A 26,473-nucleotide genomic window follows, 5' to 3' on the forward strand; every position below is an offset into this window, starting at 1 on the left:
TGGCATTTGCTAAGTTGCACTTTTTTTAGCTAACTTGCTTGCAAACAAAGATATGGTCGACAGGGCGCACGTCCCGAAGGAGGCTTTGCAGCCCAAGCCAATGAGGGTGTAAAGGTTGACGCTCCGTTCGTTCAGGCATGTAGCATCCTCATCTATCAGCCCTTGTGGTCGTTGGGCGGGCGCTCATCAAGCGTGTGTTTACCAGCGTTCCGACGACAGGATGATCGTCCCGAAACAGGGCGGTTTAGGTTCGCTGGGCATCTTCGACTGACATGAGAAACGCCCTGCTTGACAGTTTTTTGGTTCATTAGGCGGCTCCTGTCAACAAAATGTACTCTCAAACAAATTTAAGCATGAGTTTTCAGAATGTTCTCGCTACGATTACGGCTTTAGGGCTTGGAGCAATTCTTAGTAAAGTTTTCGAGTATGCTTCTGACAGGCAAAAGACGAAAGAACAAACCAAGCATGATTTTAAACAAACTCGATACAAGGCTATTATTCTGCTGATGTATTCACTATTGGATTTTGAAAAGCACAATAAAACGCTTCTTTTGAACAACCGAAATTTCAAGGATAAAGCGGAGCTTTGGGAGGAATTAAAAACTGAATGGACGAACATGACTCTTTATGCTTCGGACGACGTAGTAAGAGCGATGAAGAAGTTTTTACAAAACCCAACTCTTGATACTTATAATGTTACGACGCTTTCTATGCGAAAGGACTTGTACAATATAAAAACTAAGCTTACGCTGGAAGACCTAAAATTAGATTAATGAGCAGCTTGTCCGGCGACAGGCAGCACGTCCCGTAGGAAAGTTGACAGCTCAACCAAGAAAGGTCATAAAAACCTAACCCAGTCTTCAGTTATGTAATTTGTGCGCTGGCTATCCATCTTTAGGTTCGTTGAGGAGTCTTAAAACAGAAATTCATACGAATGGGGTTATTTGATTTTTTTAAGCCAAAACAAGTCGTTGCTTCTGGCAACCCGACTCCGTTAACAAGTTTCAAATCGTACTACCTCTACGGTTTTACCAACAATCCGAATACCGTAGCAACCGACAAACAACTCGTCGGGGAGCTTTATCGCAAGGTGATTGGTGATATAGGCGGCATTGCGATTACCAATTCTTTTCACCCCTATTATATCGTCAACCAGAAAGGAACGACTGTCTGGAATGCAGCCTATGTGAACGTGTACGTCAACGAAAAACAGGACGAATTTTCCAGGAATATCCAGACGAACAAGGCGATCTATACGGTTGATATGGGCCCTATTTTTACGGAAGTCAACGTTTGGCCAGACACCCGATTAACGTATGAAGAAAATCCGCTATTCAGTCGTTATGTGCCGTTTATAATTCCATTTTTAGTCTATAATCCAGATAAAGAAATACGGTGGGATTATGAAATTGCGAAAGGTATTGCCGAAAAAGGGAATGCGTCTGAGTACGTTGAACACCTTACTAATTCGATACGGTTTTTCATGCCCGAGCCCGCATTCGTCATCGGTTTTGACGAATTTGACGAGACAAATCCTTCAGGCCTTATCGACAATTTCATTAATTGCAAGAAAATGTTCTCCGGCAATTAATAACTAGCGACTAAACAGTCATTACTCAGTATTTAAATTCGGAATTGGTAATGGCCCGTTAGGGCCTTCACAGCGTAGCGTCGGTAGAAAATTCCACATATGTAGATAACGTGTGCCGTCAGGTACACAATAATTATGTACCTGACGGCACATTTGGCTCTGGATAGAGATTTTTTCTACCGACGCTGCGCTGTGAAGGCCCTAACGGGCCACTCATAATCCAGAACGAACGTTAGCTGGGAAACTAAGTAGGCGAATTTTCATCATGACCTGAAAGAGTTTCTACTAAATACCAAAGAAAGGGTATTGGTTGAAGCCAGTCCAGTAGACAAAATTTGGGGCATTGGTTTGGCGGCCGACAGCGACAAAGCCGAAAATCCAAAACGTTGGAACGGCTTAAATCTGCTTGGTTTCGCGCTTATGGAAGTTCGAGATATGCTTAAAGAGTAAGTTTGGGGGGAAATATGTTGCTTAATTCTAAAGATCAAGTTTAGCAACAACGCAGCGTTAAAGTAAGCTGTATTTTGAGTATGACCCCGATGGGTCAAATGTTTATAGTAAAGACGCTCTCCTATAACTATTTGACCCCATCGGGGTCATACTCAAAATGTAATCTAAAGCTGATCGTCAACTCCATCAATTCCCCGCAATTCTCGCCAGCATAGATTTCCCATTCTGATTATCCGGATTTAGCTCAACCGACTTTTTGTACATGGCAATAGCTTCTTCCTTTCGACCGTTCTTGAGCAGGGCTTCCCCGTAGCTGTCATACACATTCCAGCTTTGCGGGTACAAGCTCACATTGAGCTTAAAAATCTCGAGCGCGTTTTGTGCATTTCCACCCCCGTTTAGCATTCGGTATCCCCAATCGTTCAGGTCATTTTCGGACGGCTGGAAGCTGGCATCTTTCTTTTTCAACTCCTTGGCCACATCGATGGCCTGTTGGAAACCCCGTTTCCGCAACTGCATATGGAGAGCGGTAACGGGATCGGATGCGGCAATATCGGGATTATAGAATCCAGCCAGTTCGTCCACAAATTCTTCGGGATACCCTCCGGACAGATTCGTGAGCACCACAACAGCCAAGCCATCTTCAGGGTACACAAAAAAGGCCGAACGACCACCACCTGTTATTACGATTGGGCTGTGTTTGGGGCGAGGCTTGGTCACCCAACCCAGCGCCCATTGCGTGGGAGACCCATTGTTATACGTCCCGGCAGTCCAGAGCGTTTTGAGTGCGTCTTTTGTCTTGAGAAGTTTGCCTTGCTGCAACGCGATGATCCAGTGCGCAATGTCTTCGGCAGTGCTGTTCAAACCCGAGGCCGTACGGTGAAACGGCGACATTTCCGCATAATTATTGACAAGTCGTTTTTCGGGAAGCACCTGCCCATCCAGTTTCGTGACAAATTTATACTGTTGTACCATGTTGGGAATCACATCGCGCGAATCACCAAACTGCGTACCTGGCATACCCACCACCTGAAATTGTCGCTCACTGAACACCTGAGCAAAAGGTTTCCCGCGAAATTTATCAATGATTTTCGCTAGTAGCACATAGTTCGTCTGGTTATAGCTGAACTGCTCGCCCGTTGGGAAATCCATTGGAAACGTCTGGATTTTCGCCCAGGCAGCATCCTCCGTTTCTGACCCTACCAGTCCTCCGGTATTTGGATTCGCAATTCGGTTAATATCAGGAAGTCCCGAGACGTGTGTTAACAATTGGCGTATTGTAATGGGTTGCCAGTTTGCCGGAAGGCCATCGAGATACCGGGAAACGGGCGCCCCAAGGTCCACGATCCCTTCTTCAACTAGCTGCATCATGGCAACGCCCGTGAACGCTTTGGTACAGGAGTTAATCATGAAAACGCTTCGATCTGTAACCGGAACAGCATTCTGGATATTCGCCATTCCGTACGATTTCAGCAAAACAACTTTACCATGCTGAACAACGGCTAACTGAAGACCAGGAATACGACGCTCCTGCATTTCACGGCGTATCAGTGTTTCTACGTTGGCGAGCTGGTTCGTTTGTCCAAATACAATGCCGTACTGAGCGGCAATAACTAAAAGGATGGTTAGAAAGCGAAGGGGGTTCATAAGTATGTGTTTCGCTGGAAACTTCGCTTTTCCGCAAAGGTTACTTGCCCGGACTACCTGGCCAAAATAGTTTCTATAGACTCTTCAGATAACTACAGATGCTATCGTGCTGATAGACAGAATCAATAGATTCTTCGAATTCTATTGATTCTATTTTACCAAGGCACTATTTTTTAGAAATGTTTCGCCCAGCGTCTTTTTGACTTTGCCAACTGTAGCATAATTCCCTCCAGGTTTAAAGCCAAATCCACCTCATACATAGTCTCGCCTTTAGACCTTGGCGTGGGTAGTAGCTTTGATTCATCAAACAAAAAACGCTCTATCAACTATGAAAACCTCTTACATCGCAACGTTTTTGACAATCCTCTTCACCCTTAGTGTTAGCTCTTGCAGCAAGAAGTCCGACGACATTGCCCCTACCCCAACGCAGGCCACGGTGGATTTTAAGGTAAACGTTGATGGACAAGCCTATACACCTGATTACGCCTATGCACTCGCCACATTTCCGGGGGCCAACGGCTACTTCGCCATTTATGGTCTCGACAGTAAGACCAGCGATGTTGTAGCCCTTGCTCTACCCTCTACAGCCACAGAAGGAACTTATGCATTGAGCGATGTTAATATTGGCTTGCTGACCATAAACAAGGAAGACTTCTCGACTGTAAATGGGGGAACCGGAAGCATCACGATCACTAAGAAAACAGCGACCTATATGACTGGTACGTTTAGCTTCACAGCCTACGACGCGTCGGGAACAAAAAAACGAGCCCTGACAGAAGGCTCGTTCAATGTAAATATTCGCTAGGATAGCCTAGTACTCGTCCAATTTAGTTTCTATAGATTCTTAGATTCTTGGAATTCTATTGCCCTGATAATCAGCATTGGTTAAATCGAAAGAATCTATAGAATCCTCTAGAATCTATGCTGTCAAAGTACTAGCCATTCTATTCCACTGTTACCGACTTCGCCAAATTCCTTGGCTGGTCAACATTTCGACCACGCATCACAGCGATATCGTAGGCCAATAGTTGCAGGGGAATGACAGATACCAACGGCATTAACACCTCATGCACTTTCGGGATTTCGATCGTGAAATCGACCATACTCGGCAAGTTCGTGTCGCCTTCTGTTGTGATAGCAATAACGCGGCCTTTTCGGGCTTTTACTTCCTGAATATTCGAGACGACTTTTTCGTAGGAGCTATCTTTCGTTGCGATGACAACGACCGGCATATCTTCATCGATGAGGGCAATAGGGCCGTGTTTCATTTCGGCAGCCGGATAGCCCTCTGCATGAATATAGCTGATTTCTTTCAATTTCAGGGCGCCTTCTAAAGCAACTGGGAAGTTAAGTCCCCGACCCAGATAGATGAAATTTCGAGCGTATGTGAAGATGTAGGCAATCTCTTTAATCTTATCGGCAGCCTGTAATACTTTTTCCACCTTCGCCGGAATATTATCCAATTCGGCCAGCAATTGCCGGAATAGCGAGTCCGAAATGGTTCCTTTCCGCTTGGCTGCCGCTAAGGCCATCAGGGTTAAAACCGTCACCTGAGCCGTGAATGCTTTTGTACTGGCTACGCCAATTTCAGGTCCTGCGTGGGTGAATGCGCCCGCGTGAGTTGCCCGCGCAATGGACGACCCAACAACATTACAAACGCCAAATATGGTTGCTCCTTTGGATTTAGCCAGTTCAATAGCTGCCAGCGTATCGGCAGTTTCGCCCGACTGCGAAATCGCGATGACAATATCGCCTTCTTTAATAATTGGGTTTCGGTACCGAAACTCTGATGCGTATTCTACTTCAACCGGAATCCGGGCCAGTTCTTCAAAAATGTACTCAGCTACCAAGCCCGCGTGCCAGGATGTACCGCAACCAATAATCACGATCCGCTTTGACTTGGCCAGCTTGTCCATGTAATCGCGCAAACCACCAAGCAGAAGCGTGCCTTCGTCGGCCTTCACGCGGCCTCGCATGGAGTCGGCAATAGAACGTGGCTGCTCAAAAATCTCTTTGAGCATAAAATGATCGAAACCGCCTTTTTCGATGGCTTCCAACTCTAGCTCAACCTTGTGGACGTAAGGGGTTGTGGTTGTGTTATCGAGCGTAACAACTTTCAGCGTGCCATCTTTGATAACGGCAATCTCGTAATCATTAAGATAGATTACGTCTTTAGTGTATTCAACAATCGGAGTGGCGTCCGATGCCAGAAAGAACTCATTTTCACCAACGCCAATCACGAGTGGAGAACCTTTCCGAGCTGCAATTAGCTGGGTAGGATCTGCTTCGCTCATGATTACGATGGCATAAGCGCCCACCACTTCCTGTAAAGCCAACCGTACGGCTTCTTCAAGCGTTCCGCCGTTATTTTCCCAGATGTCTTCAATAAACTGGCCTAACACTTCGGTATCGGTTTCACTCGAAAACGTATGCCCTTTTTTTAGCAATGCCTGCTTAATGGCCGCATAGTTCTCAATGATGCCGTTGTGGATGATCGCGAGTTTCCGATGGAATGAGTAATGCGGGTGCGCATTTACATCGTTAGGCTCCCCATGAGTAGCCCAGCGTGTATGCCCCATACCAATCGTCGCGTGGGTTTCTTTGCCTTCGAGTTCGTGTTCCAGCGCAACAACTTTCCCTTTTTTCTTATAAATCTTCAGACCCTGCCCGTTCATCAACGCTACCCCAGCGCTATCGTACCCTCGGTATTCGAGCCGTTTTAAGCCTTTTATTACTAACGGGCACGCTTCTCGGTGCCCCACATACGCTACAATGCCACACATAATCAGTTAGCGGTTATGAGTTATCAGTTATCCACTGGGTGGGATTATGAAAGATAAACTTATTTCGGGAGTAAAATAAATGCAAAAAGCCGGGCATTCCGGCTTTTTGCTTGGTGATTTACGTAAATGGACGGTTTACCCAGCCAGTTGTGTATACAGGTTGTAATACCGATCGGTTACATCTTCATCTTCGACGCTATCGAATTTGTGTTCTGGCAAATCGTTCAGGATAGCGTTCAAGCTCTCGCTCGACTCCTCTTCGGCCCGCACTACGGCATCGGCATAGGCAGAACCTATTCGAATAAAACCCTGAAAATCAGCCGTCTTTAATTCCGACAGCATTTCGTCATTAATGTCCATCATCCGAGCTTTCTCAATGATGTCTCCTGCGAAACGATGTTCAAATGAATTGTTATAGACCGTAAAGACCGACTTAGTGTCTTTGAACATCGGGTCGTTTTTGTAGGTCGTTTTCAGGTACAGCGGAATCAGGGATGTCATCCAGTCGTTACAGTGAACGATATCGGGAGCCCATCCAAGTTTCTTCACTGTTTCCAGAACACCTTTGCAGAAGAAAATAGCCCGTTCGTCGTTGTCGTCGTAGAAACGATTTTCTTTATCATGGAAGACGTATTTTCGCTGAAAATAATCCTCATTATCAATGAAATACACTTGCAATTTCGCGGTTGGAATCGACGCCACCTTGATAATTAGTGGTTTTTCATCGTCACCTACGGCAATATTAATACCCGACAACCGTACTACTTCGTGTAAGCGATTTTTTCGCTCATTAATCAGCCCAAAGCGCGGCACCAAAATTCTGATTTCCATCCCACGCTCCTGCATGGCCTGCGGCAGTTTGCGGACGAAGTCAGCGACATCAGACGTTTTCAAGAAAGGATTGATTTCGCTGGCGACGTAAAGGATGCGTAATTTGCTCATAAGTAGGGAAGCGTGTGTTGTCTGAGAGAACCAAAAAACTTGCAAAATTATACAAATTTTTCCCGTATTTCAATAAGTTTTGTCCAAAAAAGATGCGGTTCTTGTATCATTGTACCCGCAAAACAACAAAACGCCCATCATGACTCGTTTCGAGACAATTTCCGGTCTTCGTCAGTATATAGCCAGCCTCAAACCCGAACAAACCATTGGTTTCGTCCCCACAATGGGCGCCCTGCACGAAGGCCATATAAAACTCATTGATGCCGCTCGTAAGGAAAATGATATTGTTATTAGCAGCATATTCGTTAACCCCGTTCAATTCAATAATCCCGACGATCTGGCTCGTTACCCACGCACTCTCGAAGAAGATAGTGTACAGCTCCAAGCCGCTGGCTGCGATGTTGTGTTTGCCCCGTCGGTTGCTGAAATGTACCCCGAATCACCCGGTATTCGACTCAATTTTGGAGAATTGGAAACCATATTGGAAGGTGCATTTCGGCCGGGTCATTTCAACGGTGTAGGCATTGTGGTTTCTAAGTTGTTCAACCTGGTACAGCCCAAGCGGGCTTATTTTGGCCAGAAAGACCTCCAGCAGGTAGCCGTCATCCGCCGACTCATCCGCGACCTGAGTTTTCCCATAGAGTTAATCCGTTGCCCCACCATACGGGAAGCCGACGGTCTGGCCATGTCGTCGCGTAATCGCAACCTCACCCCTTTCGAACGTGAACAAGCGCCCACTTTGTTTCAATCGTTGACCCTTGCTCACGAATTATTGACTGAAGGCCACAGCCCAGCTCAGGCCAAGGCAGCTGTAACCGGTATTTTCAGTAGCAATCCTAATTTTCGATTGGAGTATGTTGAAATCGTCAACGCCGATACGCTCCAGCTAGCCAATGAAGTATTGGCTCCTGGCCAAACGGCCATTTGCCTGGCGGCTCATTTAGGCAAAGTCCGACTGATTGATAATCTGGTGTTTTAAGGCGTTGGATTAGCCACGCGCCAGGCTGTTTGAAAAACCAGGGTCGCTCGTTTTTGCAGCATATCATACGCTATTTTATCGGCAGTATCAGACGGTTTATGGTAATCATAATGCTCGCCACTGGTAAAAAATAGAGCAGGAATTCCTGTTTTGGCGAAGTTATATTGGTCAGATCGTTCAAAGAACCTCATCGGATCATTGTCTGTATCATAGCCCCCTTTGTTTAAGACCAGATTCACTGATTGTTGATTAACGGCCTCAGCCGTTTTGCGAAGGGCAATCCCATCATTATCTGTCAGGAGGTAACAATAGTTCGGTTTCTTCCGGTGTGCATGATCTATCCGTCCCACCATATCTACGTTTAGATCACAGATGTATTGCGCATGCGGAATTGGGCTATTGCTCATGAAAAAAGTAGACCCTAATAATCCGCCTTCTTCACCCGAAAACAAAACGAACAAAATACTCCGGCGAGGACGAACTCCCTGTTGTGCCAGACTGTCAACTACAGCAGCAATCGCCAATACAGATGCAGTACCGGATGCATTATCATCGGCCCCATGAAACGTCCGTCCACCAGCATTTCCCAGGTGATCGTAATGAGCCGAAACAACGACCACTTCTCGCTTCAAATCGGTTCCAATTACGAACCCACCTATATTATCGCCAAATAATACCTGATTACTGTCTTTAGCGGTAAGTGGCCAAGGGGCTAGTTCGTGTCGTTTATAGGTTCCCGAAACTGTGCTCCTCCCCCGCCTATCACCAAACATAGCAACCTCGGTAATCGTAAAAGGAAATGTTTGTCGGTAAGAGCCACGAGTTGAATCAAGCCGAAAAGCGGAGATCAAATGGCTTTGTCTCAATATTCTCGTGCAATAGAGGCCCGCATCTCGTTGACCTTTCTTTCCCGTCTCGCGGCCTTGTAAGCTATCTGAAGCTAATAGATAAACGTGCTTTTTAAGCAAGGAATCCGACACTAAAACCTTCGACACATTAACTTGCGCACCGACCTTGATCAGTGTGATTGTCGAAATCGCAAGCGTCATCAGTAAACTTCGTAACATTGGCGTGTATAGCATTAGTCAACTCCAGAAAACAGGAGCGAATATATACTAATCCAGAAAGATAGTTTATCTGTCAGTCAACAATCCTGAACGCCATTTTTGCTTTGGCGCGCGAGAGTGCGTTGAAGTGCCACCATTCGTACTCAATGGGCGTAAAGCCGCCCTGGCGCATGGCAGTTCGGAGAATATGCCGGTTGTCGATCTGTTTCTGCGTCAGCTTCCCGGCTCTGAGGAGTTCATTTTCTCGGGATGGATAAGCCAGCTCACCAAAGAAATCGTACTTCGTACCCATGTCTAAGGGCTCCGGTGCGCCGGACCGTCCTTCCTTGGTAGCTACTGTCAAATCGACGGCACAACCATAGTTATGAATAGAGCCTTCACGCGGATCGGCCACGTATTTCCGGCGCTCCCGTTCAGACAAATTGGGCAAAGCGTTCCAAAGATTCCACTGTGCTGAGCGAGGCCGGGCAGCATCATATACCAATAGCCGCAAATCGGGGTGATGAGCCTGTAGGTATTTACTAGCTTCGGCAAGCTTTTTTGCGGCCATAGGCTGCATATAAGCCTGTGTGAGGTCGCCGTATACATCTTTACCCACAAAGTTATCGGTCGTTGAATATTTCAACTCTACGAGTATAGAAGGGTCTATATCCTGCACATTGACCAGGCCTTGTTTGATCATCGCTTGTTCAACCTTAGGCTGAGCAAAGAGTGAAAGAGCGAATGAGTGAATGAGTGAAAAAACGAGTATGAAGACAGACGTTTGCCGCATTATTATGAGTAGACAAAATTGGTTTGTGCCAAATGTTCGTGTAAACTTACAGGATTTCTAAACTGACAAACGGGAATAGTTGTGACGTATTATTGACGTTTATTATAGAATAGTCCGGCAACACGCTTTCGCTCATTCACTCTTTCGCTCATTATAACCGATGGCACTTAATTATATCTGGGTTGCTTTCTTTGTTATTGCTTTTCTGGTCGCACTGGCCAAGTTGATTTTCTTAGGCGACACTGAAATCTTCAAAATCATTGTCGAAGGTTTATTCGATTCCTCGAAAGTCGCCGTCATGGACATTGCTTTACCGTTGGCAGGCGTCATGACGTTTTTTCTGGGGTTGCTCAATGTCGGCGAAAAAGCGGGCGCCATCACTTTTTTGGCCCGGATTATCGGCCCTTTTTTCAACAAGTTATTTCCTGAAGTCCCCAAAAATCACCCGGCCAATGGGCAGATGATTATGAACTTTTCAGCCAACATGCTTGGACTCGATAATGCGGCCACACCCTTTGGCCTGAAAGCGATGGCGAGTTTGCAGGAGCTGAATCCCAGGAAAGACACCGCTTCCAATGCGCAGATCATGTTTCTGGTTCTGCATACGTCAGGCTTAACCATCATTCCACTGAGTATTATGGCCCAACGAGCCATTTTGGGCGCAAAAGATCCATCGGATATTTTCATTCCGTGTCTGATTGCTACCTATGTGGCTACCGTAGTAAGTATGATTACCGTAGCCATCAAACAACGAATAAACCTGATTGACAAAACTGTGATTGGCTGGCTTTGTGGTGTTACCGGGTTAATTGGACTGGCGCTGTGGTTTTTATCTACGAAAACAAAAGAAGAAGTCGAAGTTATTTCTAAGGTGACGGGCAACCTCGTTCTGATGCTGATCGTGGTATCGTTTCTGCTCGGGGCTATGCGTAAAAAGGTCAATATTTTTGATGCATTTATAGAGGGCGCAAAAGGTGGTTTCGAAACCTCCGTTCGAATTATTCCCTATCTGGCAGGCCTGTTGGTTGCGATCAGTGCCTTCCGAAATTCGGGCGCCATGGATTATGTCATTGATGGATTGAAGTACGTATTCGCCCTGACAGGGATGAATACCGAATTTACCGACGCACTTCCCGTTGCCCTTATGCGCCCTTTAAGCGGTTCGGGTTCAAGGGCATTGATGATTGATGCCATGAAGCAATTTGGCCCCGATTCGTTTGTTGGTCGGTTGGCTTGTATGTTCCAAGGCGCGGCAGATACCACATTCTACATTGTCGCGCTGTACTTTGGCTCGGTTGGTATTCGCAATTCACGGTATGCTATTCCCTATGGCTTATTCGCCGACTTTGTGGGCGTTATGGCAGGTATAGCCCTAGGATACTTCTTTTTTCATTGACCTGCGTCCACATCTTTCATTGACCTGCGTCCACATCGGTTAGTAAAATTGGCTTAGCGACCTACGTCACAACACGGCTATCAGTTATGATATTGGCCTGCGTGTCGCATATAAAATAGGCAAATACCTAAAAACACCAGCTCGATCAGGCTGGTGTTTTTAATTTATAGATACCTAACACTAAGGCGCATAGTTATCCTTATAGTCAACTTTACTAACATCAATACTGAAAAAACTAGCCAGAGAAGTAGCTCAAACAAGCCCTAATAGTTGGTTTTGGTAACGCTGTTTTACTCAATCTCTGTTCTTTTTTTTGTTATAATTCAACGTATAAATCAGAAAAAAAACAATTTATCACGTAGTGTCAAACGGTATCTCTACGGGCAAAAAAAATAGCAAAACTCCCTACTCTTTCTGGCTGGACATTCCCGGAATTATTCAATTTAAGCATCAACCTAAATAAAATTCCTACATTTACTATCAATACGGTAGATTGTATTACTCTTTAAGAAAATATAAAATTTTTATTTCAATATAATAGAGTTTTATACAATAAGACCATCTATAATTAATAAGACAATTACCCTCATGCTAACTGCATAAACTTGTACTCTGTTGCGCTAATTACCTGATAAATAAGCCACTTAAAAAGGCAATCGCGTAAGAACTATACTATTAATGAGACAGTTAGGTAAAACTACTCAAATAATATTCAGCTGAATCCATGTTACTTATTTTATGAATAAAGCCTGCCTTACATACTATATAAAGCTGAAATAGAGCCAATCCGGCTGCTTAGGCTCTGTACTTCTGATTTTTACGGGCATCCTGAAAGTAACCTTTACCATTAACTTTGAGACAAAGCGACTTTTTTGAATTTTATTAGAATATTACAAAAAAACCTCTCATCAAAATAGTACCAATTCGTATTCTATACATTAACTTTGTTTCCCAATTTTAATGACGTTTAGTATAATTAAATCTCTACTTACAAATGAAGAAAATTTTATTTGGAAGTTGGCTCTTATCCTTATTGTTCTGTGTTCCTGTTTTAGCACAGGACGTAGTGGTAAGTGGCCAAGTTACTTCATCAGACGACGGGTCGCTCCTGCCAGGGGTGACTGTGCAGGTAAAAGGCGCTAATCGGGGAACAAACACCGACGCGCAGGGTAATTATCGTATAACTGCATCGCCAAACAGCACACTGGTGTTCAGTTTTATCGGCTACACATCGCAAGAAGTGGCCGTTAGCAACCGGTCAACCATCAACGTTGGTCTGAAAGGGGATTCGCAACAACTGAGTGAAGTTGTTGTCATTGGTTACGGCACCCAGGCCCGTCAGGATGCTACGGGAAGTATTGCTTCTGTTAAAGGATCTACAATTGCTAACATGCCAATCCAGAGCTTCGAATCAGGTCTGGCAGGGCGTTCGGCTGGTGTGCAAATCACCGTTCCAAACGGTGTCCTGAACAACCCACCCGTTTTCCGGATTCGGGGTACAAACTCGATTTCGCTGAGTTCTTATCCACTGATCGTTGTTGATGGTGTACCTACCTTCACGGGTGATCAGGGTAGTACAAACGCTCCTGCAAACCCACTGGCAAGTATCAACCCAAATGATATCGAAAGCATGGACGTCGCTAAAGATGCTGCTGCTACAGCCATCTACGGTAGCCGTGCTGCCAACGGTGTTGTTTTCATCACGACCAAACGGGGTAAGGCAGGTAAAATTCGCGTAAACTATGATGGCTGGCTTGGTTTTTCAAACACCTACCGTTTGCCAGAGATGTTGAATGCCAGCCAATATATTAGCTTCAAGTCGATGGCGGTGGCCAACACGCCAACTGCCTCGGCCGTGAAGTTTACCCAGGGTACAGATGCCAACGGGAACCCGATCGACACAAGATGGTATGATTATATCTACCGTCAGGGTGTTTCGCACAGCCATAACCTGAATATTTCGGGTGGTAGCGAGAATACAAACTATTATTTCTCGATTGGCTACACGAATCAGAAGGGTGTTCTCCAGAAAAATGATTTCAGCCGGATGAATGCGTTGTTCAATGTCGATAGCAAGATCAGCAAACTGTTTACCATTGGCGGCAAAATCGCGATCTCAAATGAGCAAAACCTGTCGGCTGGTACATCGGGCTCATTGAACGGCGAAGCCTTCAACACCGCCGGTTTGGGTCGTGTAGGTCTTGTATTACCTCCAATCCTCTCGCCTTACAACAATGATGGTACGTACAACCTAAACGGTTCGGCTATTGGTGTAGGTACCAGCATCGTAGGCACAGCGGTTTCTTACCCAAACCCATTGCCTATGCTGGATCAGAACCGGTCAAATACGGAGAACAACCACATTCAGTCGAATGCCTATCTCCAGTTCAAGCCGCTTCCCTGGATCACACTGCGTAGCAGCTATGGTATCGATTACCTGCTGGCCGACAACGATCTGTTCCAGTCGCCGATTTCAAGCGATGGTTACAGCTCTGGCGGTAATGCAACGAGCAACTTTCGCAAGTTAAAAACCTGGTTGTGGACAAACACAGCCCAGTTCGAAAAAACGTTTGCCAGTGCTCACAACTTCAATTTACTGATTGGGCAGGAACAACAGCGAACCACTACGCTTGGCTATGGCTTAAACCGTCAGACGTTATCTGATCCGAACTATACAGTTATCCAGGCTGGTTTCGTTACGAACAACCCGTCGAACCTTGCTTATAGCGAAAACTATTTGTTATCAGCATTTGGCCGTCTGAACTATAACTACAAAGAGAAGTATTTCTTAAGTGGCAACCTGCGTCAGGATGAGTTTTCTGCTTTAGGTCAGAAAAAAGGAACGTTCTATGGGTTATCTGCTGGTTGGGAAATTACTCAGGAAGGTTTCTGGAAATCGGCCGGCCTGGATAATGTCTTCAGCAGCTTCAAACTTCGTGGTAGCTATGGTAAAGTGGGTAACATTGGTAGCATCAACGACTACTCGCCTTACTCGCTCTATAACTCAGGTTTATACGGTGGCGCATCAACGTTGTATTTCTCCGTTGTGGGTAACCCAGCTCTTAAATGGGAAACCAGTACTAAAACCGATGTTGGTTTCAACTTTGGTTTATTCAACAACCGGATTACAGGTGAAGTTGCTTATTATAAAAACGACATTGATAACCTGATCCTGAACGTAGCTCAGTCGCCATCTACAGGTATTCCAGGTACATTGTCGGGTGTTGCTTATCCTCCACAAAACGTTGGGAAGATGTATAACAAAGGTCTTGAGATTTCGCTCAATGCCCGGGTTATCAATACAAAGAGTTTCCAATGGAGCTCGAACTTCAACATAACCTTTAATAAAAACGAAGTAACAGCACTAGCTCCCGGACTAAATGTACTTCAAACGTCTACGGGTTCTCTGGAAACTGTAAACCAGACCGCACCAGGTTATTCGTTGGGTCAGTTGTGGGTCGTTCGTACCAATGGTGTTGATCCAGCAACGGGTAAACGGATTTTCGTTAATTCGGCAGGACAGAATGTGTACTATCAGAACTATGTTCCTGCGGGCCAGGTCCAATACTCGACTACCCCCGATGGTTTAACCCAATATGTAAGCCCAACCGGTGGCAAAACGATTACACAGGCAAGCGATGCGGTTATGTATGCCAATGTTATCCCAAAAGTATACGGCGGTTTTGACAACAACTTCAAATTCAAAAACTTCGACCTGGGTGTTCTGCTGACGTATCAATTAGGCTTCTCGGTGTATTATGGCACCAATGCTGGTTTGCATGATCAACGTTTCTGGAATAATGCAACCGATGTTCTGACCGATGCCTGGCAGAAAGAAGGGGATACGGGCAAAAAATATGCTAAGCCAATATTCAATGACAACGTATCGAACGGTTCAGCTTTCCCATTGGATATCAACGTATTCAAAGGCGATTTCCTGAAAGTTCGTACGGTTACATTGGGCTACACGCTTCCAGCATCGTTGCTATCGAAAGTTCAGATGAGCAACCTGCGTATCTATGTAAGCGGTCAAAACTTAGGTATCCTGACGAAATATCCTGGTCCTGATCCAGAAGTATCGTCGAATGGATCGACTAGTACTAGTGGACAAGGTGTTGATAGAAACACGATCGGCAATGCCCGTACGATCACCGTTGGTCTAAGAGCTGGCTTCTAATCAAGAAAAAGAAACTCATGAAAAATACGCTAAAATATTCACTTGTCGTTGGTTTGACTCTGCTGGGGGCTAGTTCCTGCAATAGAGACTTACTGACCCCGATTCCGCAGACGGCAGTTTCCGATGCGTCGGCATTTAGTACCACAACCCGTGTACAAACTCAGCTTCTGTCGTTATACGGAGGTCTGAAAGATGGTAACTTCTACGGTGGCCGTTATGTGATTTATGGCGACATCCGGGGAGAAGACTTCATTAACGAACTCTCGAACCTGGTTACCGGTTCGGATGTGTGGGCGTTAAACGCGACCAACAGTGCTACGGCCGTCGTGAACTTATGGTATTATGCCTATCTGGCCATCAACAGATGTAACATCTTTATCGATGGTATGGCTGCTGGCGGTACTGCGGTTGTTGGTGCCGATGCTTCTGCCAAGTACATTGCTGAAGCTAAGTTAATACGGGCGTTGAGCTACTACAGCTTGCTTCAATATTATGCTCGTCCATACGCAGATGGTAACGGTAGCAAACCAGGTGTGCCTCTCCGTTTAAACGGAATCAAAGGCGTTGGTCAGTCGAATCTGGCTCGTAGCACGGTTGCCGAAGTGTATGCTCAAATCCTGAAAGATTTGAATGATGCTGAAACGGGTTTACCATCAACCTACACAACTGCTTCTGACAATACAACGCGGGCTCATAAGAATACAGCCATTGCCTTAAAAACACGGGTGTATTTAAGCATGCAGAATTACGCCAGTGTGATTACCGAAGCCAACAAAATCGTGAGTGCAACAGCTCCGTTCAAAGCGACAACAGGTGTAGCGCATGCTCTGCAGCCTGACATTACTACGGTTTTCACAACCTACGCAAACCCGGAGTCGATCTTCTCGATGCCAATGACCACCACTACTGGTGACTTCCCTGGTACGCAGAACCAATTGGCCTATTATTATTCGCCTAACGTAGCAAATGGTGGTATTGGTAATGGTGAGTATTCGCTAAGTCCAAAAGGAATCATTGCTGAACCAACCTGGACAGCAACCGATAAACGACGTAGTTTCATTAAGCAGTCTGGCACAGGCGCGGCCGTAAAAAACTGGCTGATCAAGTATAAAGCACCCAGTCCTTATACAGATTGGGTACCTGTTATTCGCTACTCGGAAGTGTTGCTGAATCTGGCCGAAGCAAAAGTACGTAGCACGAACACGGTAGATGCGCAGTCAGTTGCTCTGTTGAATGCCGTTCGTAATCGCTCGGATGCTTCAACGACATTTACAGCAGCGAACTTCGCAACTTCGACCGATCTGGCCAACGCTATTTTGTTAGAGCGGAGAATCGAATTCCTCGGAGAAGGTCTTCGTAATAATGATTTAATGCGTCTGCTTCAAACAATTCCGGCGAAAGGCGCAGGACTTGTACTTGCTAAAGCGCCTACCGAACCAAACTACATCTGGCCAATCTCGGCTTCAGAATTGGCGCTTAACAACTTAGCTACCGACAACTAACTGCTGGTTAGTTAGTAGTTAGCCTCTATTTCCAAAAGGCGATTACTTTGGTCGGGTAATCGCCTTTTGTTGTAAATAATGCTAAAACAGTGCGGTTATTTTGCGAAACATTAAATTTCAGTGTATTATATTTGTCCCTCTTTAATAATTTTTTAACGATTCATTAAATTTCTACTCCGCAAATGAGGAAAATTTTATTAGGAAGCTTGCTGCTTTCATTGTTATTCTGTTTGCCAGTTTTGGCTCAGGATATCGTGGTAAGTGGCCAAGTTACTTCATCAGACGACGGGTCTCTTCTACCAGGAGTGACTGTACAGGTAAAAGGTACTGGCCGTGGTACCACAACAGATGCACAGGGCAATTATCGATTAAATGCTCCTGCTACTAGTACTCTTATTTTCAGCTATATTGGTTATACACTACAGGAAGCTGTTATTGGAAACCGGAAAACAATCAACGTTGCCTTAGTCGGTGATTCGCAGCAATTGAGCGAAGTAGTCGTAACAGGTTATGGTACTCAGCAGCGTCGTGATGTAACGGGATCTGTTGGAACGATCAAAGGCGATGGCTTCAAAAATATTGCCGTACCTAGCTTCGATAAGTATCTGCAAGGTCAGGTTGCCGGGGTTCAGGCTTCTGTACCAGGTGGTATGCTTGGTCAGGCAGCCCGCGTTCGGATACGGGGAACAAACTCTATTTCGAATGGAGCCGATCCGTTGTATGTAGTTGATGGTCTTCCGTATATCACCGGTAACCAAGGCGCTTCGACAAGCAACCCATACAACCCACTGGGCGATATCAACCCAAATGATATTGAAAGTGTTGAAGTATTGAAAGATGGTTCGGCTACTGCCATTTATGGTTCACGGGCAGCTAACGGGGTTATCCTGATCACTACCAAGAAAGGTAAAAAAGGTGCGCCACGTGTTTCGTACGATGGCTGGTTGGCTGTTGCTGAACCATCGAAACGCTTCGATCTATTGAACGCAAATGAGTTCATCACCATTGCGAACGAGAAACTGACGAACGCTGGCTTACCAATCGCTGCTTTCCCAACCTCAAACACAGCAACGGGACAGAATTACGACAGCAATTGGCAGGACGTAATTCTGCGCAAAGGTTTCCAGCAGAATCATTCCCTTTCGTTCAGTGGCGCTACCGACCAGACGAACTATTATTTCTCGCTGGGCTATGCGAATCTGGAAGGAAACATCCAAGCCAATAACCAGACAAAATATAGCTTCCGGGCACGGCTCGATCAGAAAGCGTTTAAGGACAAAGTAACCTTTGGGATGAATGCCTTTGTTACGCAAACGACGAACACAGGGTTGAACCAGGGCACAAACGCACTTTCGGGTAACATTGCGGGTGCTATCTACGCGTTCCCGAACGTGGCCATTCAATTCCCCGACGGATCGTACAATATCGAAGGTCAGAGCCTGGGTCGTGGTGCCAACACCCGCGCTATCTATGGTAACTACACCAACCAGAAGTTTATCCTGGACAATAACATCTACAAAAACCAGAATCTTAACTTAACTGGTAACGCTTATGTAGATGTTGAAATCGTGAAAGGCTTAAACGCTAAATCACAGATTGGTATCAGCTACCTGAATAACGAAGATTTCGTTTACCAAAACCCAGATCATGGTGATGGGGTTGGCGTAAAAGGTTCGGTAGATCAGAGCTATCAGCCTCAGTTCCGTTACAACTGGCAGAACACCTTGAGCTATAACCGCACAATCGGTCAACATAAGCTCAGTGCCGTTGTTGGTTATGAGTTGCAAAAATCTACGTATCGTTATTTTGAATCGTACGGTACTGGTCTGTCGGATAAATACTTTGGTACCAATGGCAACATCATTTCCGGATCGTTGACGAACCAGTTCATTTATGGTTCGGCTAGCCAGCGGGCATTCGAGTCTTATTTTGCTCGAGCTAACTATTCGTATGGTGATCGCTACTTGTTAAGTGCTACGGTTCGTCGGGACAAAATCTCGTCGTTGCCAATCGGTAACCAGGGTGCTACGTTACCAGGTGTTTCGGTCGGCTGGCGTTTATCGGAAGAAAGTTTCCTGAAGTCGATTTCGGTGCTTAATGAGTTGAAAATCCGCGGTGGTTATGCGCAGGTTGGTAACGTTGAAATTGGTAACTACCCATACGCAGGTATCTTTGCTGCCACTCAGTATGGTGACCTAAGCGGCATTCGTTACAACCAGGTAGGTAACAACAACCTGAAATTTGAAACGAGTAACAAGCTGAACGTTGGTCTGGACGCTTCGTTCCTATCTAACCGCATCAGTTTCTCGGCCGATTATTTCCGGAACAACATCGATAACTTGATTCTTCAGGCGCCAACGCCACCATCACTGGGTGTACCTGCCAATACCATTGCCCAAAACATTGGTAAAATGTACAACCAAGGTTTTGAATTTACGTTAAGCACGGTAAACTTCCAGACTAACAAATTCACTTGGCGTACAAACTTCAACCTGACGTTTGTCAATAACAAAATCCTTCAGTTGGTTAATGGGGCTGATATTCCATCTGCCTACAATATTCTTCGCGAAGGTGAGTCAATTGGCGCCTTTTATGGCTACGTAAGTCGTGGTGTGAATGCATCGAATGGTAACCCAATTTTCGAGAAAGCAGATGGTTCGCAAGTGCAATACCTGATTGGTAAAGTTACTACCGCAACCAACAGCTTTGTGTGGTCTACTTACGATCCAGCGAACCCAAGCAACGTAACAACAGCAGCTAATGCACTAACCCAAAGCGACAAAAAAGTTCTTGGTGTTGGTAACCCAACCTGGTATGGTGGCTTTAATAACACGTTCAACTATGGCAACTTCGATGCATCGTTGTTCCTGACCTTTGCAGGTGGTAATAAAATCTATAACGTAACCCGTCAGGAGCAGTTGAACAACCAGGTTTTTGCCAATGCCGGTAGAGAACTGTTGAACCGTTGGACTGCCGAAGGTCAGGTAACAGACGTGCCTAAATTATATTTCAACTCCGATGCTAACGTATTGCAGACGGGTAGCCTAAACAGCCGTTTCCTTGAAGATGGCAAGTTCCTCCGCGTTCAAAACATCAGCGTTGGATACACGCTGCCAGCAAGTCTCCGCAATAAAATCAGAGCCAATACATTCCGGATTTATGTTCAGGTGCAGAACGCCCATGTATTCACAAAATACAAAGGTCTTGATCCAGAGCTGAACGGTATTACGACGACCAACCAGGCGGCCAATGCGCAACCTGGTCTGGATAACCGTACGAACCCAGTTCCACGTACCTACACAGTTGGACTCAATCTGAACTTCTAATTGACAGACATTAATGAAAACAACAATAAAAAATTCGTTTAGCTTGGGGAAAGTGGCAACGAGTACCCTCCTGGGTACCTTGTTGCTGGTTTCTTCCTGCCAAAAATACACTGAGCTTAACCCATTGTCTTCTTTATCAGAAACAACGGCGTTTACCTCGGCGAACAGTATTGAGTTAGTGGCAAACGGTGTATATCAGTCGGCTGCGATTGGTCTTTACAACGGGGGTGCTGGCCGTGGTTATCCGTTTGGTGCCGCTTCGATCGAGCAGGGCGAAATGCGGGGCGAAGATATGGTGAATTTACAGGCGTTTTATGATATTACGTATCGGGCGACCTACAACACCACATCGGCCAACAACGTTAACCATTGGGAGCAGTTGTATGCACTGGTCAACCAGGCAAACATTCTGATCGATGGTGTTAAGAAGTCAGGTGGCGGTGTTATCACATCAACTGCCGCTCTTCAGTATGAAGCTGAAGGACGTTTTCTGCGGGCATTAGCGCATCATGAGTTGCTGATTCATTTCTGCCGTCCGTATGCCGATGGTAATGGATCAAAACCTGGCGTTCCGTATCGCGAGAACCCAATTACATCAACGGCGTCGGTAGCGGCTGGCTTAGCCCAGGATCGTGGAACGGTAAGTCAGACGTATGCAAAAATTTTGGCTGATCTGGATTTTGCAGAAACCAATTTGCCCGCTACTCGTTCGGCCAATGCTATTTCCCGAGCTACATCGGGTGCCGCCATTGCGCTGAAAACCCGGATTAAACTCCACATGCAGGATTGGGCAGGTGTTATTACAGAAGGTGCAAAATTAGGTACGGCAGCTACTACGGGCACCTTTACCAGCCCAATTGGTAGCTATAAGCTTGAGACCAGCGTAGAAACACCGTTCACCAGCTATGCAGCGAACACGGAATCTATGTTCTCAATTGCCAACAGTGCCTCTTCAAACGGTGGTGTCAATGGTGCTTTACCAGGCATGCTCGGACCAACGTCGCTGGGTGGTCGGGATCTGGTTGCTACCAGCCCAAATCTGTATAACGCTAGTTTCTGGGTAACAGGCGACACTCGTCGTACGTTGCTGCAAGTGAAGCAGAGCACCGGAAGCTACCCATTCTACTTCAACTACAAATACCGTCAGTATACAACCCGGGCCGACTGGGCGCCAATCCTGCGGTACGCTGAAGTGTTGTTGAACGTAGCCGAAGCATATTCTCGTCAGAACAACTCAGCCCAAGCTCTTCTGTTATTGAATGCCGTTCGTAACCGGGCTGTTCCTGCTTCCGAACGCTTCACAACAGCTCCTGACGATCTGACGCTGGCAATCCTGAACGAACGCCGGATTGAATTTACGGGTGAAGGTCGTCGTTGGCCGGATATCCACCGGTTATCGCTGGATACAAAATATTCAACGAATGGTATCCCGGCTAAAATTGACGTTGCTCAGATTAAGGCCTCTAGCTATGATCTGACAACCCGTCCTATGCTCACCGGACTCATTGCCGCTATACCCTACAATGACTATCGGTTCTTATGGCCAATTCCAACGTCTGAAGTATCGGTTAACCCAACATTGTTAGCCCAGCAAAATCCGGGTTACTAGTTTACCAAGTTGATTAATTTACGAAAACACCGCCTGACCAGTCAGGCGGTGTTTTTTTATGATATAGGCCATCCAGATTATTGAGACAACGACAAATGTGTATTTTAGAGGAAACTTTGTCAATAACCGAATGCATTTCCCTAAAAAAAGCCTGTTTTTCGTCTTTCTTTTTTCATTGTGTTGTATTCATTCTCAAGCCCAGTTGCCTATTCACACGACTCGCTGGAAAGGGCTCATCATGGCTCCCAATGCAATACAGGTAGTGGTAAGCTTTGGCAATGATACGTTATCGATCAAAGCCGAAAGTGATAATCGGGTTCTGGAAACGATGCGCTATGAACAGGATAGCGATACCCTCTTTATTCAAAAAATTACCGGCCAAAGCTCCTGCGAGAACAATGTGCTGGCGCTATATAAACTGGCTTATACCAACAATGGCGAGAGCTTTCTGTTAACGCCCATCAATGACAAATGCCCGGAGCGCCAACAAGCGTTTTCGTCGAAAACACCCTTCAGCCGAATACGCCCTGATCTAAACCAACCTCCTCAAAACTGGCCTTATCTTGATCCTAAACGTGATTCAGTAGCGGGCATCAGTTTATATAAGGCTTATGATTTATTGAAAGATCGAAAGTCGGTTCCGGTGATTGTGGGTGTACTTGATTCTGGAGTCGACATTTCGCATGAAGACCTGCGAGATGTTATCTGGGTCAATCCCAAAGAGACTCCAGGAAATAGTGTTGACGATGATAAAAATGGGTATATCGACGATATTAATGGCTGGAATTTCATGGGGGCTAAAGATGGGACTACCTACGAATACGATCAGCCCGAGATTACCCAAACGTATCTCCTACTCAGAAATAAATACGACAACGTCGATCCGGCCACTGTTAAGCCTGCCGATAAGCGACAATACAATACCTTTTTGAACGCTAAAAAGCAGTTTTTACAACGGTACAAAGTCAGCTACCCTAAATACATAGCCTTCGCTGATACAGCGCAATTCTGGCGGGTTGCCCAACAAATTCAAACTCAATTACCCGATACAATTACGTCATCACTCCCAATCAGTACAATCAATTTTGGAACAGATTCGGTGGCAATTGCCGTCAAAAGTATTTTAGCCGACGCCTATTTACCACAGTACGGATCGTTTAAGTCATACCTCGGACTTGTTCGTAAAAACTGGACACGGTTCCGGCAGGCTATGGGCGGAGAGGCTGATATTGCTTACAACCCCGATTATAATCCCCGCAAATCTGTGGGTGATAACCCTGCCGATCCAACTGAACGATATTACGGAAGTCCTAAAATGCTGATTGGCCAATCGCAACAGTTGGCTATGCACGGAACTCATGTAGCGGGCATTATTGGCGCAGAACGAGGTAATGGATTAGGGATAGATGGTGTTGCCGATCATGTTCGGATCATGCCAGTCTCGGTTGTCCCTTCCAATGGCGATGAACGCGATAAAGACGTGGCTAATGGTATTCGTTACGCCGTTGAAAATGGGGCCAAAGTGATTAACATGAGCTTTGGCAAACGACTATCTCCGTTTAAAGAGCAGGTCGATGCTGCCATTCGATTTGCGGAAGAGCACGATGTTCTGATCGTCCATGCGGCTGGCAACAACGGCGAAAACTACGATTCGCTACCCGCCTACCCGTCTGCACGATACGAGAATGGGCAAATCGCAAAAAACGTGTTGGTTGTTGGCAATAGTACCTGGCGGGTTGGCAACAATCTGCCGAGTCGGTCATCAAATTACGGCGTGCAAACGGTAGACATCTTTGCTCCCGGCACCGCTATTCTATCGACTTTACCTCATAATCGATACGCCAGTTTCTCCGGTACCAGTATGGCATCGCCCATGACAGCCGGTGTGGCAGCCCTGCTCCGCTCCTACTTTCCGAAGCTAACAGCCGTTCAGGTTAAGGATATTTTGCTAAAAAGCAGCTACCAACCTGATGTGCTGGTGCGCAAACCGGGCCGGTCCAACCAGCAAGTCCCTTTCAAAAGCTTGAGTCGTTCGGGTGGATTGCTAAATGCCTATGAAGCCGTGAAAATGATTCTGTCTGAACCGGGATTTTCACAAGATTTAAAGGATTAAACAAGATTATGGCACAATAACGCTTCGAATTATCTAACGATAATCTTGCTTAATCCTTTAAATCTTGTGAAAATCCCGGTCACCAATCAACCTCTTTCTTATCGTGCCAGAACTTACCGGTTTCGGATTGAGGGGCTTCGGTAGCAAGCCAAACGATGGTCTCGGCTCCTTTCTCAACGGGTCGGCTTGCATTTGAACCACCCATGTCGGTACGCACCCAGCCTGGATCAACGCAATTGACCGCTATATTCTCCCCTCGGAGTGCGCCTGCAAATTGCCTCGTTACGGCATTAAGCGCCGTTTTCGAGATGCTATACGCTGGGGCATAGGTTGTCATATCGTTAAGGGCACCTGCTCCGCTCGATACGTTGATGATACGTGCACCAGCTATGCTTTTTTGCAGATGCTCCAGAAAATCCTGAATGACTAAAATAGGTCCGGTTACATTGGCTTTCAACGTTCGATCAAGCATTTCAGCATTCAGGGTCAGAATATCTCCGCCATGATCTTCGAGGACACCAGCATTATTAACGAGCACATCTAAATGGTCGGCCTGTTGCGAAAATGTCCCACAAGCCGTTCGAATACTAACGGGATCTGTCACATCGAGATGTATGCACGTAGCATCATATCCTTCTTGACAAAGCTCTTCCGACGCTTCTCGCCCTTTAGCCATGTCGCGGGCGCCTATAAATACAGTAAACCCACGCTGAGCGAGTTGCCGGGCAATTTCTTTACCAATTCCTTTATTGGCCCCCGTAATCAGAGCCGTGCGTTGAGGGTGAGTTTTCATGAGCAATTATCTGTGTAATTTGTGAAGTAAGGGTAGTGGGATACCGAATAAGGTGAATACGTGAATGCGACAATACCTAACCAGTAATTTTCTAATCCACCTACTAAACTAAATCTCTACAATCCAAAAATGTTTACGGAAATCAACCGTAAGCTCAAGTGATTGACCGTTTCCTAAGTGCTCTCACGAAATTTAGTAGTTTAGCAGCTAAACTTACTTAGTGATTTTAGCAACCGCTTACCAATGAAATCATTTTATTCAATACTGGTCCTTACGTTTCTAGCTGCTAGTTCGACCATGGCGCAAACAGGCTCGGGCAATACAACGGCATCTCCTAATCGCCAGCAGGAGCTCTATGACCAATACCACGGCATTAATAAGAAAACAACTACTACCAACACAGCTCCTACCACAACAGATCGCGCCAAGCAGCGAGAACAGGCGCCGACAAAGACGAAGCCAGCCGTTGTAACGACACCAACTCAACCAACGGAGACGGCATCCCTAAATCGATCACAAAAAATAGCAGACGCCAATACGCCATCTGGCGTTCGGATTGGTATTCGGGGCGGAGTTACATATCCAGTTTTTACGGAAACAGTAGCCGGTGTCGATCCAGAAATTGGCTTTATTGGTGGTTTAACCTTCAATTTCGGGGCAGGGAACGTCTCGTTCCAACCTGAAATCAACTACGCTCGTTACGCCAATAAAGTAACCAATTTTACTACCTACAAGAATGCCATAGATTACCTTGAGGTGCCTTTATTTCTGAAATTCTCCACAGGAACGTATGCCGGGAATCGCTTTTTCCTGAACGTAGGCCCCTATGCTAACTATGCACTAAGTTCGAGTCTGGATGGGAAGAAACAATCGCTCGATGGCGCCAAGGGGCGCTTTGGTTTTGGCGCAGGAGCAGGCGTTGGCGCTGCGATAAAAGCTGGACCTGGACACGTTACGCTTGAAGTTCGTGGCCTCTACTCATTAGGGGATACAGACAACGGGTTCAATACAGATTCTAAAACAATCTTCGGGCAGGGAACACTAGGGTATATATTCCCTCTTGGACGATAGCAAAAAACTTTCTCATAGAGTGGGTTTTTAGAATGGCGACAACCACTTGGGTGTCGCCATTTTTGTTTCGATCTGTATGCTATAAACATTTGATGCCTAACGGCATCGTTAAAGAGTGCTAATTGATTATACCTCTCTATAACTAAATCGGCACAAACAGGGGTGGTTTATAAAAAATGGGCGAGAACGAGTGGCAACTAAGCCCACACATTCTCGCCCTCGTATATGTATATAACATATATCCTATATCATACA

The 26,473-nt window shown here is 45.9% G+C and carries 18 protein-coding genes; 12 read left to right on the forward strand and 6 right to left on the reverse strand.

All coding sequences use genetic code 11. The features are described 5' to 3' along the window. Positions 1-353: 353 nt before the first annotated feature. The 3 genes from ACYVGR_RS23390 to ACYVGR_RS23400 all read left to right on the forward strand — a co-directional run bounded on the left by ACYVGR_RS23390 (position 354) and on the right by ACYVGR_RS23400 (position 2,041). Positions 354-773 (forward strand): hypothetical protein, encoded by a 420-nt coding sequence (locus ACYVGR_RS23390; protein WP_460961269.1) that lies wholly within the window; start codon positions 354-356, stop codon positions 771-773. Between the two features lie 161 nt (positions 774-934). After that, positions 935-1,591: a hypothetical protein gene (locus ACYVGR_RS23395; protein ID WP_460961271.1), complete on the forward strand. Its 657-nt coding sequence runs from the start codon at positions 935-937 to the stop codon at positions 1,589-1,591. 270 nt (positions 1,592-1,861) lie between these two features. Beyond that, positions 1,862-2,041 carry an NADAR domain-containing protein gene (locus ACYVGR_RS23400; RefSeq protein WP_460961480.1) on the forward strand — a complete coding sequence of 60 codons (180 nt, stop codon included), beginning with the start codon at positions 1,862-1,864 and terminating at the stop codon, positions 2,039-2,041. 186 nt (positions 2,042-2,227) lie between these two features. Here the strand turns inward: ACYVGR_RS23400 and ACYVGR_RS23405 are convergent, their stop codons facing one another. After that, the gene (locus ACYVGR_RS23405; RefSeq protein ID WP_460961273.1) at positions 2,228-3,688 is read right to left on the reverse strand and encodes a serine hydrolase; all 1,461 of its coding nucleotides are present in this window, start codon (positions 3,686-3,688) and stop codon (positions 2,228-2,230) included. A gap of 328 nt (positions 3,689-4,016) precedes the next feature. On the opposite strand from ACYVGR_RS23405, the gene ACYVGR_RS23410 reads away from it, so the two are divergent. Beyond that, positions 4,017-4,493: a DUF6252 domain-containing protein gene (locus ACYVGR_RS23410; RefSeq protein ID WP_460961275.1), complete on the forward strand. Its 477-nt coding sequence runs from the start codon at positions 4,017-4,019 to the stop codon at positions 4,491-4,493. Between the two features lie 139 nt (positions 4,494-4,632). Here ACYVGR_RS23410 and glmS read toward each other — a convergent pair whose 3' ends face one another. Beyond that, the gene (gene glmS / locus ACYVGR_RS23415) at positions 4,633-6,471 is read right to left on the reverse strand and encodes a glutamine--fructose-6-phosphate transaminase (isomerizing) (protein ID WP_460961277.1); all 1,839 of its coding nucleotides are present in this window, start codon (positions 6,469-6,471) and stop codon (positions 4,633-4,635) included. A 135-nt stretch (positions 6,472-6,606) separates the two neighbouring features. Then, on the reverse strand, positions 6,607-7,413 hold the full coding sequence (locus tag ACYVGR_RS23420) for a glycogen/starch synthase (RefSeq protein WP_460961279.1): 807 nt from the start codon (positions 7,411-7,413) through the stop codon (positions 6,607-6,609). Between the two features lie 139 nt (positions 7,414-7,552). Between ACYVGR_RS23420 and panC the strand changes: the two genes are divergently transcribed. Further along, the gene (panC, locus tag ACYVGR_RS23425; RefSeq protein ID WP_460961281.1) at positions 7,553-8,392 is read left to right on the forward strand and encodes a pantoate--beta-alanine ligase; all 840 of its coding nucleotides are present in this window, start codon (positions 7,553-7,555) and stop codon (positions 8,390-8,392) included. On the opposite strand, the gene ACYVGR_RS23430 is transcribed toward panC, so the two are convergent. Then, the gene (locus ACYVGR_RS23430; protein WP_460961283.1) at positions 8,389-9,459 is read right to left on the reverse strand and encodes a M28 family metallopeptidase; all 1,071 of its coding nucleotides are present in this window, start codon (positions 9,457-9,459) and stop codon (positions 8,389-8,391) included. The genes panC and ACYVGR_RS23430 overlap by 4 nt on opposite strands. A 73-nt stretch (positions 9,460-9,532) precedes the next feature. After that, on the reverse strand, positions 9,533-10,231 hold the full coding sequence (locus tag ACYVGR_RS23435; RefSeq protein ID WP_460961286.1) for a M15 family metallopeptidase: 699 nt from the start codon (positions 10,229-10,231) through the stop codon (positions 9,533-9,535). A 160-nt stretch (positions 10,232-10,391) separates the two neighbouring features. On the opposite strand from ACYVGR_RS23435, the gene ACYVGR_RS23440 reads away from it, so the two are divergent. The 6 genes from ACYVGR_RS23440 to ACYVGR_RS23465 all read left to right on the forward strand — a co-directional run bounded on the left by ACYVGR_RS23440 (position 10,392) and on the right by ACYVGR_RS23465 (position 24,354). Continuing rightward, positions 10,392-11,627, forward strand: a complete 1,236-nt coding sequence (locus ACYVGR_RS23440) for a nucleoside recognition domain-containing protein (protein WP_460961288.1) — start codon at positions 10,392-10,394, stop codon at positions 11,625-11,627. Positions 11,628-12,621: 994 nt separating this feature from the next. After that, positions 12,622-15,804: a SusC/RagA family TonB-linked outer membrane protein gene (locus ACYVGR_RS23445; protein WP_460961290.1), complete on the forward strand. Its 3,183-nt coding sequence runs from the start codon at positions 12,622-12,624 to the stop codon at positions 15,802-15,804. 17 nt (positions 15,805-15,821) lie between these two features. Beyond that, positions 15,822-17,306 (forward strand): RagB/SusD family nutrient uptake outer membrane protein, encoded by a 1,485-nt coding sequence (locus tag ACYVGR_RS23450; RefSeq protein ID WP_460961292.1) that lies wholly within the window; start codon positions 15,822-15,824, stop codon positions 17,304-17,306. A gap of 182 nt (positions 17,307-17,488) precedes the next feature. Then, a complete protein-coding gene (locus tag ACYVGR_RS23455) occupies positions 17,489-20,632 on the forward strand; it encodes a SusC/RagA family TonB-linked outer membrane protein (protein WP_460961294.1) in 3,144 nt (1,047 codons plus the stop codon). 13 nt (positions 20,633-20,645) lie between these two features. Beyond that, on the forward strand, positions 20,646-22,241 hold the full coding sequence (locus ACYVGR_RS23460) for a RagB/SusD family nutrient uptake outer membrane protein (RefSeq protein ID WP_460961297.1): 1,596 nt from the start codon (positions 20,646-20,648) through the stop codon (positions 22,239-22,241). A 130-nt stretch (positions 22,242-22,371) separates the two neighbouring features. Further along, positions 22,372-24,354: a S8 family peptidase gene (locus ACYVGR_RS23465; protein WP_460961299.1), complete on the forward strand. Its 1,983-nt coding sequence runs from the start codon at positions 22,372-22,374 to the stop codon at positions 24,352-24,354. A 79-nt stretch (positions 24,355-24,433) separates the two neighbouring features. Here ACYVGR_RS23465 and ACYVGR_RS23470 read toward each other — a convergent pair whose 3' ends face one another. Further along, positions 24,434-25,147: an SDR family oxidoreductase gene (locus ACYVGR_RS23470; RefSeq protein ID WP_460961301.1), complete on the reverse strand. Its 714-nt coding sequence runs from the start codon at positions 25,145-25,147 to the stop codon at positions 24,434-24,436. A 243-nt stretch (positions 25,148-25,390) separates the two neighbouring features. On the opposite strand from ACYVGR_RS23470, the gene ACYVGR_RS23475 reads away from it, so the two are divergent. Beyond that, a complete protein-coding gene (locus ACYVGR_RS23475) occupies positions 25,391-26,218 on the forward strand; it encodes a porin family protein (RefSeq protein WP_460961303.1) in 828 nt (275 codons plus the stop codon). The last annotated feature ends 255 nt before the right edge of the window (positions 26,219-26,473 follow it).

Source organism: Spirosoma litoris, from assembly GCF_054776755.1.

What these genes read in the sequence shown, in the direction of transcription:
- ACYVGR_RS23470 (WP_460961301.1), bottom strand. Translation starts at nt 25,147, where the DNA reads ATGAAAACTCACCCTCAACGCACGGCTCTGATTACGGGGGCCAATAAA.
- ACYVGR_RS23410 (WP_460961275.1), top strand. Translation starts at nt 4,017, where the DNA reads ATGAAAACCTCTTACATCGCAACGTTTTTGACAATCCTCTTCACCCTT.
- ACYVGR_RS23450 (WP_460961292.1), top strand. Translation starts at nt 15,822, where the DNA reads ATGAAAAATACGCTAAAATATTCACTTGTCGTTGGTTTGACTCTGCTG.
- panC (WP_460961281.1), top strand. Translation starts at nt 7,553, where the DNA reads ATGACTCGTTTCGAGACAATTTCCGGTCTTCGTCAGTATATAGCCAGC.
- ACYVGR_RS23445 (WP_460961290.1), top strand. Translation starts at nt 12,622, where the DNA reads ATGAAGAAAATTTTATTTGGAAGTTGGCTCTTATCCTTATTGTTCTGT.
- ACYVGR_RS23460 (WP_460961297.1), top strand. Translation starts at nt 20,646, where the DNA reads ATGAAAACAACAATAAAAAATTCGTTTAGCTTGGGGAAAGTGGCAACG.
- ACYVGR_RS23395 (WP_460961271.1), top strand. Translation starts at nt 935, where the DNA reads ATGGGGTTATTTGATTTTTTTAAGCCAAAACAAGTCGTTGCTTCTGGC.
- ACYVGR_RS23420 (WP_460961279.1), bottom strand. Translation starts at nt 7,413, where the DNA reads ATGAGCAAATTACGCATCCTTTACGTCGCCAGCGAAATCAATCCTTTC.
- ACYVGR_RS23390 (WP_460961269.1), top strand. Translation starts at nt 354, where the DNA reads ATGAGTTTTCAGAATGTTCTCGCTACGATTACGGCTTTAGGGCTTGGA.
- ACYVGR_RS23405 (WP_460961273.1), bottom strand. Translation starts at nt 3,688, where the DNA reads ATGAACCCCCTTCGCTTTCTAACCATCCTTTTAGTTATTGCCGCTCAG.
- ACYVGR_RS23435 (WP_460961286.1), bottom strand. Translation starts at nt 10,231, where the DNA reads ATGCGGCAAACGTCTGTCTTCATACTCGTTTTTTCACTCATTCACTCA.
- ACYVGR_RS23455 (WP_460961294.1), top strand. Translation starts at nt 17,489, where the DNA reads ATGAGGAAAATTTTATTAGGAAGCTTGCTGCTTTCATTGTTATTCTGT.
- ACYVGR_RS23465 (WP_460961299.1), top strand. Translation starts at nt 22,372, where the DNA reads ATGCATTTCCCTAAAAAAAGCCTGTTTTTCGTCTTTCTTTTTTCATTG.
- ACYVGR_RS23430 (WP_460961283.1), bottom strand. Translation starts at nt 9,459, where the DNA reads ATGTTACGAAGTTTACTGATGACGCTTGCGATTTCGACAATCACACTG.
- glmS (WP_460961277.1), bottom strand. Translation starts at nt 6,471, where the DNA reads ATGTGTGGCATTGTAGCGTATGTGGGGCACCGAGAAGCGTGCCCGTTA.
- ACYVGR_RS23475 (WP_460961303.1), top strand. Translation starts at nt 25,391, where the DNA reads ATGAAATCATTTTATTCAATACTGGTCCTTACGTTTCTAGCTGCTAGT.
- ACYVGR_RS23440 (WP_460961288.1), top strand. Translation starts at nt 10,392, where the DNA reads ATGGCACTTAATTATATCTGGGTTGCTTTCTTTGTTATTGCTTTTCTG.